The organism is Rhizobium sp. 'Codium 1', from assembly GCF_020889605.1.
Taxonomy (GTDB): domain Bacteria; phylum Pseudomonadota; class Alphaproteobacteria; order Rhizobiales; family Rhizobiaceae; genus Allorhizobium; species Allorhizobium algae.
In genome coordinates this window covers 692,304-704,817 of record NZ_JAJGPW010000002.1, presented here as the reverse complement: position 1 = coordinate 704,817, position 12,514 = coordinate 692,304, and the positions used below count along the sequence as shown (strand labels likewise).

The 12,514-nt window shown below is 62.4% G+C and carries 11 protein-coding genes; 5 read left to right on the top strand and 6 right to left on the bottom strand.

Features of this window, described 5'->3' with window-relative positions; translation table 11 throughout:
- Positions 1-17: 17 nt before the first annotated feature.
- Entirely contained in the window at positions 18-1,010 is a 993-nt protein-coding gene (locus tag LJE98_RS08510; protein ID WP_229574721.1) for a LysR substrate-binding domain-containing protein, read from the bottom strand.
- 162 nt (positions 1,011-1,172) lie between these two features.
- On the opposite strand from LJE98_RS08510, the gene speB reads away from it, so the two are divergent.
- The 5 genes from speB to LJE98_RS08485 all read left to right on the top strand — a co-directional run bounded on the left by speB (position 1,173) and on the right by LJE98_RS08485 (position 6,275).
- Entirely contained in the window at positions 1,173-2,228 is a 1,056-nt protein-coding gene (speB, locus tag LJE98_RS08505; RefSeq protein WP_229574720.1) for an agmatinase, read from the top strand.
- Between the two features lie 88 nt (positions 2,229-2,316).
- Positions 2,317-3,405, top strand: coding sequence for an ABC transporter substrate-binding protein (locus LJE98_RS08500; protein WP_267498970.1), 1,089 nt, complete (start codon positions 2,317-2,319; stop codon positions 3,403-3,405).
- A gap of 187 nt (positions 3,406-3,592) precedes the next feature.
- Positions 3,593-4,627 (top strand): ABC transporter ATP-binding protein, encoded by a 1,035-nt coding sequence (locus tag LJE98_RS08495; protein ID WP_229574719.1) that lies wholly within the window; start codon positions 3,593-3,595, stop codon positions 4,625-4,627.
- The gene (locus tag LJE98_RS08490) at positions 4,624-5,478 is read left to right on the top strand and encodes an ABC transporter permease (RefSeq protein ID WP_229574718.1); all 855 of its coding nucleotides are present in this window, start codon (positions 4,624-4,626) and stop codon (positions 5,476-5,478) included. Before LJE98_RS08495 ends, LJE98_RS08490 begins: the two co-directional genes overlap by 4 nt.
- Complete coding sequence (locus LJE98_RS08485; protein WP_229574717.1) at positions 5,475-6,275, top strand: ABC transporter permease; 801 nt, start codon at positions 5,475-5,477, stop codon at positions 6,273-6,275. The genes LJE98_RS08490 and LJE98_RS08485 overlap by 4 nt, the downstream gene beginning before the upstream one ends.
- Before the next feature lie 100 nt (positions 6,276-6,375).
- Here LJE98_RS08485 and scpA read toward each other — a convergent pair whose 3' ends face one another.
- The 5 genes from scpA to yghU form a co-directional block, all read right to left on the bottom strand.
- Positions 6,376-8,511: a methylmalonyl-CoA mutase gene (gene scpA / locus LJE98_RS08480; protein WP_229574716.1), complete on the bottom strand. Its 2,136-nt coding sequence runs from the start codon at positions 8,509-8,511 to the stop codon at positions 6,376-6,378.
- Positions 8,512-8,642: 131 nt separating this feature from the next.
- Positions 8,643-10,652 (bottom strand): acetyl-CoA carboxylase biotin carboxylase subunit, encoded by a 2,010-nt coding sequence (locus LJE98_RS08475; RefSeq protein ID WP_229574715.1) that lies wholly within the window; start codon positions 10,650-10,652, stop codon positions 8,643-8,645.
- A 140-nt stretch (positions 10,653-10,792) separates the two neighbouring features.
- Complete coding sequence (locus LJE98_RS08470; protein WP_229574714.1) at positions 10,793-11,206, bottom strand: hypothetical protein; 414 nt, start codon at positions 11,204-11,206, stop codon at positions 10,793-10,795.
- A 4-nt stretch (positions 11,207-11,210) separates the two neighbouring features.
- Complete coding sequence (locus LJE98_RS08465) at positions 11,211-11,588, bottom strand: hypothetical protein (RefSeq protein WP_229574713.1); 378 nt, start codon at positions 11,586-11,588, stop codon at positions 11,211-11,213.
- A gap of 9 nt (positions 11,589-11,597) precedes the next feature.
- Positions 11,598-12,509, bottom strand: a complete 912-nt coding sequence (gene yghU / locus LJE98_RS08460) for a glutathione-dependent disulfide-bond oxidoreductase (RefSeq protein ID WP_229574712.1) — start codon at positions 12,507-12,509, stop codon at positions 11,598-11,600.
- Positions 12,510-12,514: the final 5 nt, after the last annotated feature.

Below are 12,514 nucleotides of genomic sequence, written 5' to 3'. Positions count from 1 at the left end.
CGGGGTCCTCGGCTTTGTCAGCTCTCTTCCAAGAGTGTGGCAGTGGTATTGGTATTGGTGTTGCGCTTGCGCGGGGAGGTCAGGCCTCGTCCTGCGCTGCGGCTTGCCGGGCGCGGCTGGGCGGCCCGCTCGGTCTCGATCATGTCGAAGATCCAGTCGATGAAAACCTTGGCGATCGGGGCTGAGCGCACGTCGTTGCGGGCGGCGACGTAGAAAGCGTCAGGTGCGGGGACGGCGAGATCGAAGGGGATCACGAGTTCGCCGGCGGCGATCAGGCTGGAGGCCGTGATGCTGTCGCCGAGCGCCACGCCCTGGCCATGGCGGGCAGCCTCGGTCGAGAGCCTGGCGTCGCCCATGAAATGTTCGCGCGCTCTGGGCATGTCCAGTTGATCGGCCGCGGCAAGCCAGCTGCGCCATTCCCGACCGTCATCGCCATGCAGCAGGACATGGTCGTGCAGATCGCGGACGGAGCGCAGCGGCCGCGTGTTGAGCAGCGTCGGGCTGACGACAGGGAAAAGGTCGAAATTGCTCCAGAGCCTCGTCCAGCAATCCTTCCAGCCGCCAGGGCCATAGAGGATCGCGATATCGATGTCGGGCGAATAGATGAGGCTGGAATCGTTGCTCGATGTCAGGGTCAGGCTGATCTCGGGGTAACGATCGACAAAGGAACCGAGGCGGGGCACCAGCCAGAGCGAGAGCAGTGCCGGTACGCAGGATATGCGCAGGTTGCCGCTGGTCGATGGTCGGTTCATCAGGGCGGTTGCTGCCGCGATGCCGTCGAAGGCCTGGGTCACGGCCGGCAGGAGAAGTGCGCCCTGCGGCGTCAGCTTGAGCCGCTTGCCGCCGCGCTCGAACAGTGCCGTCTTCAGCGTTTCTTCCAGACTGCGGATCTGATGCGAGATGGCGCCATGGGTCACGCTCAGTTCTCGCGCCGCGGCCGAGATGGAGCCGCGTCGGGCTGCAGCCTCGAAGGCACGCAAGGGGTTGAGCGGGGGCAGGCGGCTTGCCATGGCGATTCAATATCCGTGAATTTTTCTCACATGGATTGCTATAACATCGTGAATTGATTTTCCAAGTGGGTTGCGGGTTAATGCTCACAATAAGGGCAGGCAAGGACCGTGCCGTAAAAATGGACGGTGGCTGGCCCGTCGTTCACAAACAGGGAACGAGACATGACCTTCGACGAAAAGCGCCTTGCGGCGCTGCGCGAGAAATACGGAAACGACAAGGCCGGCGAGATCTTCGACCCGAAGTTTGCCAAGGTCGGCGAGAAGATTTTTTCGAACGGGACGCGGGCGGCACCCTATGCCGGTGTGCCGACCTTCGTGTCTGCCCCCTATCGCCAGGTCGACCAGCGTGACCCTGATGTCCGCGATCTCGATGTCGCGATCGTCGGCGTGCCCATGGATCTCGGCGTCACCAACCGGCCCGGGTCGCGCTTCGGACCTCGCGCCTTGCGGGCGATTGATCGCATCGGACCCTATAACCATGTGCTCGATTGTGCGCCGGTCTTCGATCTCAAGGTGGCCGATATCGGCGACGTGCCGTTTTCCAGCCGATACCGGCTGGAAATGAGCCATGACGACATCGAGGCCTATCACACGAAGCTTGTGAGCCAAGGCGTTCTGCCGCTTTCTGTCGGCGGTGACCACTCGATCACCCATCCGATCATGAAAGCGATCGCGAAAAAGCATGGGCCCGTCGGCATGATCCATATCGACGCCCATTGCGACACCGGCGGCGCGTTCGACCAGACCAAATTTCACCACGGCGGTCCCTTCCGCAATGCCGTGCTCGACGGCGTGCTCGATCCTGTCAGGACGATCCAGATCGGCATTCGCGGCCCGGCCGAATATCTCTGGGAGTTCTCCTACGAGTCTGGCATGACCGTCATTCATGCGGAAGAAATCAACGGTCTCGGCATTGCCGCGATCATCGAGAAGGCCAAAGCTGTGATCGGCGACGGCCCGACCTATCTGTCCTTCGACATCGACAGTCTCGATCCGAGCGTGGCACCCGGCACCGGTACACCCGAAGTGGGCGGCCTGACGTCGCGCGAGGCGCTGGAGCTCATTCGCGGCTTCAAGGGTGTGAATCTCGTCGGCGGCGACGTTGTCGAAGTCGCGCCGCAATATGACGCGAACCACAATACCGCTCACGTCGGCGCACAAATCCTCTTCGAAATCCTCAGCCTGATGGTCTATAGTCCGGCCATCAAGGCGCGCTGAGGGCGCTTATCCCGGCCAGTTTTGCTGGCCGGCTACAGAGGCAGTTCAAAGGGCGAAAACGCCTCAACCACAACAAGGGAACAGGACCATGAAAGACATCTTCTCCACTTCCGTCAGCCGTCGCGGCGTGCTGGCCGGCTCGCTCGCAGCCGCCGGCGCACTCGCCATGCCGACAATCCTCAGGGCGCAGGACAAGTCGATCAAGATCGGCGTCTATGGCGGCTACTTCAAGGATTCCTTCGACAAGAACATCTTCCCGGAATTCACCAAGGCGACCGGCATTGCCGTCGAATCGATCGCCGAGCCGACGGGGGAAGCCTGGCTGGTGCAGCTCGAGCAGGCCGCCAAGGCCGGCCAGGCGCCGGCCGACCTCTCGATGATGTCGCAGGTGGCCATGCTGAAGGGCCAGGCGACCGAGCTCTGGGCGCCGATCGACATGGCGAAGATCACGAATGCCTCAGGCCTGATCGACCGCTTCGTCAACAAGTATCCGGATGGTCGCGTCGCCGGCGTCGGTGCCGTTGCCTGGTACATCACGCTGGTCACCAACACCGATGTCTTCAAGGAAGCCCCGACCTCCTGGGAAGCGCTGTGGGATCCGGCAAATGCCGACAAGCTCGGCCTGCTTGCCCTCGTCTCCAACTCCTTCCTGCTGGAAGTGACCGCCAAGACGTATATGGGGGGCACCAATGCACTCGATACCGAAGAGGGTATCCTGAAGGCGCTTGAGAAGCTGGCGGAAGTGAAGCCGAATGTGCGCCTCTGGTACCGCGACGAAGCGCAGTTCGAGCAGTCGCTGAAGTCGGGCGAAATCCCGATGGGCCAGTATTACCATGACGTCACGGGCCTTGCTGCTGCCGACGGCCAGCCGGTTCGCTCGACCTTCCCGAAGGAAGGCGGCATTCAGGACTCGGGTTGCTGGGCGCTGTCACGCGCCTCGGCCAAGACCGAGGAAGCGCATGTGTTCATCGACTACATGTGCCAGCCGTCGATCCAGGCGACCCTGTCGCGCAAGGTTGGCACGGCCCCGACGGTCAAGCGCGAGCTGCTCGACCTCACAGATGCCGAATTCGCGTCCGTCTCTTCGGATATCGAGCCGATCACGCCGCGTTACGACCTCTACCAGACCAAGTCGGACTGGTTGAACCAGAAGTGGACCGAGCTGATCGTCGGCTGATTTCTACTCGGCGCCAACTGTGCCTCTCCCCGCTTGCGGGGGGAGGTTAGGGTGAGGCAAAGCCTCAAATGCCAAAACGCTGTGACGCCCTCGAAGGGCCGCTCACCATTGCAAGACAATTCGTGCGTGAGATGCTATCGCCGCGCCAACGGGCTTCGAGCCTGCATCCTATGATTTCGGAGACATGATGTCCGGCCTCGCCCTCAATTCCATCACCAAGCAGTTCGGCCCCTTCACGGCGGTCGATAATGTCCAGCTTTCCGTCCCGCATGGCACCTTCGTCTGTCTGCTCGGCCCCTCGGGATGTGGAAAGACCACGCTGCTAAGGATGATCGCCGGGCTGGACAGTCCGACAGAGGGTTCGATCGTACTCGACGACCAAGACATCACGCAGGTGCCGACGCACAAGCGGGATCTTGGCATGGTCTTCCAGTCGCTGGCGCTTTTTCCGCATCTGACCGTCGGCGAAAACATCGCTTATCCCTTGCGTATCCGCGGCATCGGTCGGGAGGAGCAAGTGAAGCGGGTGGACGAACTGCTCGCGATGATCCATCTCACCGGTTATGCGGACCGTCCGGTGCACAAGCTCTCCGGCGGCCAGCGGCAACGTGTGGCGATCGCCCGGGCGCTTGCGATCTCGCCAAAACTCTTCCTGCTCGACGAGCCCTTGTCGGCGCTGGATGCCAAGCTGCGGGAGGCGATGCAGGTGGAGCTGCGCAAGCTGCAGCAGCAGCTCGGCATCACCACCATCGTCGTCACGCATGACCAGCGCGAGGCCATGACCATGGCGGATACCGTGGTCGTCATGAATGGCGGTAAGATCCGTCAGGCGGCGAGCCCGATCGAAATCTATCGCAAGCCGGCCGATCGTTTCGTCGCGGATTTCATCGGCTCGACCAATCTGCTGCCGCTGACAGCGCAGGCGGGAACGGCGCTTGTGCTCGGGCATGCCGTCGCCGGGATCTCGGCACCGTCAGGCCAGGCGCCGGCCAGCCTTTCGGTTCGCCCTGAAGACGTGAAGCTCTCTGCGCCCGGCGAAGGCCGGATTACCGGCAAAGTCACCTTCATCCGTGATCTCGGCGGCACGATCGAGACCTTTCTCGATGTCGCCGGCACCGAAGTTGTTGCAGTCTCGACACCACGCGAGCGGCCGGTCGTCACCGTCGGCCAGGATGTCGGCATCATCATCGATCCGGAAACTGCCGTGGTGCTGCCAGCATGAGACGCGAGGCCCCGAAAACTGCACTCGACTATGCGCCGCTCGTTTTCCCGGCGGGCATGCTGATCCTGTTCTTCGTCGTGCCTTTCGCGACGATGATCGCCGTTTCCTTCTTCCGCCGTGACCCGGCCGGCTTCTATTCGCCCGACTTTGTCTTCGACAATTACGCCCGCTTCCTGTCGTTTTTCTTCGGCGGCGTGCTCAGCTTCTCGCTTGGCCTGGCGATCGCAGTCGCCGTGGTCTGCGTGACCCTTGCGCTGCCCTTCACCTATCTGCTCGCGCGCATGTCGCGGAAGGCTCAGGTGCTGTGGTTGGTGGCGTTGCTCTCCATCCTGTCGCTTTCGGAAGTCATCATCGGTTTCGCCTGGTCGACACTGCTTTCGCGAACCGCTGGCATCACCAATCTCCTGGTCGCGATCGGTTTGATGGACAGTCCGGTGGCGCTGATGCCGAATTTCGGTGCGGTCCTGACGGGCATGGCCTATCAGGCGCTACCCTATACGGTGCTGGTGCTCTATCCCGCACTCGTCCGGCTCGATCCGACGCTGACGGAAGCGGCGCGCACGCTCGGGGCCTCGCCGCTCAAGGCCTTCTTCACGGTGGTTGTCCCGGCGCTGCGCAACACGCTGATCGCCACGCTCATCATGGTCTTCATCTTCGCGCTCGGCTCCTATCTCCTGCCGCAGATCCTCGGTCGTCCCTCTCACTGGACGCTCTCGGTGCTGATCACCGACCAGGCGATCTACCAGTCCAACATGCCATTCGCAGCGGCGATGGCGGTGTTCCTCGTGCTTGTCACGCTCGGCATGGTGGCATTGACACTGCTGATTGGTCGCAAGGGAGAGGCAGCATGAACACGGTCCTCACGCGTCTCTACTTCACCCTCATTGGCATTTTTCTCGCCGCCCCCATCGTGGTCGTCGCGGGTGTCTCGGTGAATGCCAAGCAGAGCCTGAATTTTCCTCCGCAGGGCTTTTCCTTGTCCTGGTACAGCGCGATCTTCACCGATCCGGGCTGGCGCGCGGCCCTATTCGCCTCGGTCATCCTGGCGCTCTGCGCGGCTGCACTTGCAGTCGCCATCGCACTGCCGCTGGCCTGGTTCCTGTGGCGGCGTCTTGCCCCTTGGGCGCAGATTTTCCAGCTGCTTGGCATTGCCCCGTTCACGTTGCCGCCCGTCATCACGGCGCTGGGCCTTCTCACCTTCTGGGCAGCGACCGGTTTCTATGGTCAGCCCTGGACGGCCGTGATCAGTCACGCGATCTTCTTCGTCACTCTGCCTTTGGTGACGCTGTCACTCGGCTTCTCGGCCATCGACCGCTCCCTCGTCGAGGCGGCCGCCACCATGGGCGCCGACGACCGGACAATTTTCCACACGGTCGTGCTGCCGCTGATCGCGCCCTATCTCGTCTCCGGCTATGCCTTTGCCTTCGTGCTCTCGCTCAACGAATACATCGTCGCCTACATGACGGTCGGTTTCGTGATGGAGACGCTGCCGATCAAGATCTTCAACGCGCTGCGCTACGGCTATACGCCGGTCATGGCTTCGGTGACGATCCTCTTCGTCGCGCTCGCGGCTGTCGTCTTCGGCCTCGTTGCCCGTTTCGGCGATCTGCCGAAGCTGCTCGGAGCCAATGCAGACGACCGCAGCTGATCGAAGTGGTCTGCGGTGATCCTGAAAGATCACCGCAGTCGGGGATTTGGGCTGCTATCATGGAGGGCGTGGGTGATGCCGTCTGCGATTGTCGGCATCCTCAACTGTTGCGCAGGCGACCCTCGAGCAGATCGAGCACCGAGCGCGCGGCATCCATGACATTGGTGCCGGGGCCGAACACGGCGGAGACGCCATGCTCCAGAAGGAAATCGTAGTCCTGGCGCGGAATGACCCCGCCGACGACGACGATCACGTCATTCGCGCCCTTGGCCTTCAGCGCCTCAACCAGCTGTGGGGCGAGCGTCTTGTGGCCGGCGGCAAGTGAGGACATGCCGACCACCTGCACCTTGTTGGCGACGGCCAAGTCTGCGGCTTCTTCCGGTGTCTGGAACAGGGGACCGGCCACGACATCGAAGCCGATATCGCCGAAGGCCGAGGCAATCACCTTGGCCCCCCGATCATGGCCATCCTGGCCGAGCTTGGCGATCAGGATGCGCGGCTTGGCGGCCGCCTTGCCGTAGTCCTGGAGGCGGGTCGACAGCGTCTCCATTTCCGGATCGCCTTCATAGGCCTTGCCATAGATGTCGTGCACGACTTCGGGCACGGCGACGTGATCGCCGAAGACGGCGCGCATGGCGTCCGAAATCTCTCCGACGGTGGCGCGGGCGCGGGCGGCGTCGACGGCAGCTTCCAGGATATTGCCTTGACCGGACTTGGCGACCTCCGTCAGTCGGGCGAGGGTTTCGCTGACCCGCTTCGGATCGCGCTGGCGACGCGTCTGCTCGATGCGTTTGATCTGCGACAGCCGGACTGCCGAGTTGTCGATCTGGAGGATATCGATCGGGGCCTCGTTTTCCAGGCGATACTTGTTGACGCCGACGATGACCTCCTCGGCGCGGTCGACGGCTGCCTGGCGGCGGGTCGCCGCTTCTTCGATCAGGCGCTTCGGCAGGCCGTCATCGACGGCCTTGGTCATGCCGCCCAGCCGCTCGATCTCCTCGATTAGCGCCCAAGCTTTTTCAGCCATGTCGTTGGTCAGGCTCTCGACATAATAGGAGCCGGCGAGCGGATCGACGACCTTGGTCACGCCCGTCTCATGCTGCAGGATCAGCTGGGTGTTGCGGGCAATGCGGGCAGAGAATTCGGTTGGCAGCGCAATCGCCTCGTCAAACGAGTTGGTGTGCAGCGACTGTGTGCCGCCGAGCACGGCGGACATCGCCTCAAAGGCAGTGCGGATGATGTTGTTGTAGGGGTCCTGTTCGGCAAGCGACACGCCCGAAGTCTGGCAATGCGTCCGCAGCATCAGAGACGATGCCTTCTTCGGCTCGAACTCCTGCATGATGCGGGTCCAGAGCAGACGGGCGGCGCGCAGCTTTGCTGCCTCCATGAAGAAGTTCATGCCGATGGCGAAGAAGAAGGAGAGGCGGCCGGCAAAGGCGTCGACATCAAGGCCCTTGGCGATGGCCGCGCGGACATATTCGCGACCGTCGGCGAGCGTGAAGGCGAGCTCCTGCACCAGTGTCGCGCCGGCCTCCTGCATGTGATAGCCGGAGATCGAGATCGAGTTGAACTTCGGCATCTCCTTCGCCGTGTATTCGATGATGTCGGCGATGATCCGCATCGAGGGTTCGGGCGGATAGATATAGGTGTTGCGGACCATGAACTCCTTGAGAATGTCGTTCTGAATGGTCCCGGAGAGCTTCTCGCGCGAGACACCCTGTTCCTCGCCGGTCACGATGAAATTGGCGAGGATCGGAATGACGGCACCATTCATCGTCATCGAGACGGAGATATCCTCAAGCGGAATGCCGTCAAACAGGATCTTCATGTCCTCGACACTGTCGATTGCCACGCCCGCCTTGCCGACATCGCCCTCGACGCGCGGATGGTCCGAGTCATAACCGCGATGGGTGGCGAGATCGAAGGCCACGGAAACCCCCTGCTGGCCAGCAGCAAGGGCCTTCCGGTAGAAAGCATTGCTCTCCTCTGCCGTCGAGAAACCGGCATATTGCCGGATCGTCCAGGGACGGCCGGCATACATGGTGGCGCGCGGGCCACGGGTGAATGGGGCAAAGCCCGGCAGGCTGTCGAGATGGTCGATGCCGGCGATATCGTCTGCCGTATAGAGCGGCTTCACCGGAATGCCCTCCGGCGTCTCCCAGACGAGGCTGTCTGCCGGACGCTTCAATTCCTTCTCGGCAAGCGCCTGCCAGTCGGCGATGGTTTTCTTGGTCATCCGGTCTTCTCCCTGCTCCGCACGGACTGCGGGCCGACGACTAGTGTTCCTGTTTGCCCCTCAGCCTGCCCCCGTTCCGGGCAGAGACGGTGCCGGCAGCCGGATGAGGAATTTGCATTCAAAGAAGAACGCTATCCCTCGAATTCCATGATCAGCTCATCGACGGCCAGGCTCTGGCCCGGCTTGACAAGGATCGTCTTCACAGTGCCACGCCGTTCGGCCTTCAGAATGTTCTCCATCTTCATTGCCTCGACGGTGGCCAGCGGCTGACCGGCTTCCACGGTCTCGCCTTCCTTGACCGCGACCCCGGTGATGACGCCGGGCATCGGGCAGAGCAGCATTCTGGAGGTGTCCGGCGGCAGCTTTTCCGGCATGAGTTTGGCGAGTTCGGCGACACGCGGCGAGCGCACGCGGGCGGTCACGTCCATGCCACGCCAACGTAGCCGAATGGCGGCACCCCTGAGGTCGACCTTGACCGAAAGCATGTCGCCGCCGTTGTCGATGATCGCCAGCGTTTGGCCGGGTTGCCAGTCGGTGGCGATAACAAACTCGGTGCCGGAGGCGAGCGAGACGCGCGTGTTGCCAGTGCCTTCGGTGACCGTCACGGCATGATCCGACCCCGCAAGGTTCACAACCCAGTCCTTGCCGAGCTTGCGGGCGTGGTTGCCGATTGTGCCGGAGATCTGGATGGCACGCGCCTGCAGACGGTGGTTGATGACGGCGGCAATCGCCGCGAGCGTTTCGGCGGAGGTCGCATCCGGCGTGACGCCGGTAAAGCCTTGCCCGAATTCTTCGGCGATATAGGCCGTTGTGATCTTGCCGGAGCGGAAGCGCTCCTGCCCCATGACCGCCGAGAGGAAGGGCAGGTTGTGGCCGATACCTTCGACCTCGAAGCTGTCGAGCGCCTCGCTCATGGCGTCGATGGCAGTGATGCGGTCGGGCGCCCAGGTGCAGAGCTTGGCGATCATCGGGTCGTAATACATCGAGATCTCGCCGCCCTCGAAGACACCGGTATCGTTGCGGATAACCGTGCCGTCGGCGGTCGTACCCTCGGCCGGCGGGCGGTAGCGGGTGAGACGGCCGATCGAGGGCAGGAAGTTGCGATAAGGGTCTTCGGCGTACAGGCGGCTTTCGATCGCCCAACCATTCAGCTTCACGTCGTCCTGGGCGAAGGCGAGTTTCTCGCCCGAGGCGACGCGGATCATCTGCTCGACGAGATCAAGGCCGGTCACCAGTTCGGTCACGGGATGTTCGACCTGCAGGCGGGTGTTCATCTCGAGGAAGTAGAACTTGTTTTGCTTGCCATCGACGATGAATTCAACCGTGCCAGCCGAGTGATAGCCGACGGCCTTGGCGAGTGCGACGGCCTGTTCGCCCATAGCCTTGCGGGTGGCGGCATCCAGGAAGGGCGAGGGGGCCTCTTCGATGACCTTCTGGTTTCGCCGCTGGATCGAACATTCGCGTTCGCCGAGATAAAGCACGGTGCCGTGCTTGTCGCCGAGGACCTGGATCTCGATATGGCGCGGTTCGGTGACGAATTTCTCGATGAAAATGCGGTCGTCGCCGAAGGAATTCTTCGCCTCGTTCTTCGACGACTGGAAGCCTTCGCGGGCCTCCTCTGCGTTCCAGGCGATGCGCATGCCCTTGCCGCCGCCACCGGCCGAGGCCTTGATCATCACGGGATAGCCGATCTGATCCGAGATCTTCACCGCCTCGTCGGCATCGGCAATCAGGCCCATATGGCCGGGCACGGTCGACACGCCGGCTTCGGCGGCAAGCTTCTTCGAGGTGATCTTGTCGCCCATGGCCTGGATCGCGCCCACAGGCGGACCGATGAAGGTCACGCCCGCCTTCTCCAGTGCCTCGGCAAATGCTGCGTTTTCAGACAGGAAGCCGTAGCCGGGATGCACCGCATCCGCGCCGGTCTGCCTGATCGCGTCGAGGATCTTGTCGATCACGATATAAGACTGGTTCGACGGCGCCGGGCCGATATGCACGGCCTCATCGGCCATTTCGACATGCAGCGCGTTGCGGTCCGCATCGGAATAGACGGCAACGGTCTTGATGCCGAGCTTCTTGGCGGTCTTGATGACCCGGCAGGCGATTTCGCCCCTGTTGGCGATGAGGATTTTCTCGATCATTGTTGTCACTCGGCAGCTTGAGCAGGCGGGATGGCGCCGGGAGCAGCGCCCCCGATGATGAGCGCCTTGGCGCTCACGTACTTGTCACAGGTCAAATTCATCATTCCCACCTTCTCCCAGCATTGATCCCAAACGTCGGGCTATTCCTGCGCCTTCTTCTTCAAGCCCTTCGCCACGCTCTGCTCGTTCTTCACGTCGCCGAAGGCTTCCGGGAAGTTCTTGCGCGCCAGCTGCTCGTTGATCTTCAGCTTGGCAAAGTAGGATTGCGGATCAAATCCGCGTTCGGCGGCGATGATTTCACGACCGAACAGGCGGCAGAGGCGTTCGCCGTCGAGGTTGCCACGCTCGAAGGTTTCCGTGCCAAAAAACTGCCAGAGCGCCTGCATGAAGCCGAGGTCGGCCAGTGCTACGGTCGGGTCCATGGTCCGGTGGCGCGGCCAGTTGGTGAGTGGTGTGACCTTGGGGTTCGGCCGGCGGATCGTGAATTGCCATTGCGTTCCAGGCAGCCCGAGTGGGAAGCCCTGGTGTTTCGGCATGAGCGGATCTTTTGCCATGGCGTTACACCTCGAACACGTCGTCGAAGGATTCGGGGAAGCTCTTGCGCGCCACCTTTTCGTCGATGACGAGCATGGCCTCGTAGGAGAGCGGGTCGAACTCCTTGGTGGCGGGGACCACTTCGCGCCCGAAGAGAAGGCTCAGGCGTGCGGCATCGAGATTGCCGCGCTCGAAGGGTTCCGCGCCGAAATGGTGCCAGAGCGCATGCAGGAAGGCCGCGTCGATCCGGTGTTCCTTGGTGCCTGGCCGTGCCTTGCGGGGGAAGGCCTTGATGGGGGTCACGCCACGCGGATTGGCGCGGCGGATGGTGAATTGCACACCGGTCCCCGGCATGCCGCCGGGGAAACCGCGATGTTTGGTCATGTCGGGCAAGCTCGGCATGGTCTCTCCTTACGCCGCAGCGATCTTGTCCTGCGTCTTCGTCAAGAAGTCGGAGGCATCGTGGCGTTCATGCAGCTGTTCGGAAAGCGGGCCGGAGGTCTTGTTGACCATGGCGCCACGCTTCACACCCGGGCGTGCTGCGAGCTGCTTGGTCCAGCGCTGGACGTGTTCATATTCGTCGACCGACAGGAAAGTGCCGGCATCGTCATAGGCGCCATGCAGGGCAAGACGACCATACCAGGGCCAGATCGCCATGTCGGCGATGGTGTAGTCCTTGCCGGCCATGAATTCGTTGTCGGCGAGGTGGCGGTTCAGCACATCCATCTGGCGCTTCACCTCCATCGCATAGCGATCGATGGCATACTGGATCTTCATCGGCGCGTAGGAATAGAAATGGCCGAAACCGCCGCCGAGGAAGGGGGCCGAGCCCATCTGCCAGAACAGCCAGTTCAGCGTCTCGGCGCGGGCACGGGTTTCCGACGGCAGGAAGGCGCCGAATTTTTCCGCCAGATAGGTCATGATCGAGGCGGATTCGAACAGGCGGATCGGCTTGCCGCCGTCCTTCGGGGCATGGTCCATCAAGGCCGGAATCTTGGAGTTCGGATTGACCTCGACAAAGCCCGAGCCAAACTGGTCACCCTTGCCGATATTGATCAGCCAGGCATCGTATTCCGCGCCCTTGTGACCAGCCGCCAGCAGCTCTTCCAAAAGGATCGTCACCTTCTGGCCGTTCGGCGTTGCGAGCGAATAAAGCTGCAGCGGATGTTTGCCAACCGGACGTTCCACCTCGGTCTGCGCCCCGGCTGTCGGGCGGTTGATGCTGGCAAAAGCGCCGCCATTGCCAGGCTCCCAGGTCCAGACCTTCGGCGGCACATAGCCGGCCGGCAGGTTCTTCTCGGGCGGGAATTTTTCGTCGGTCATGGATT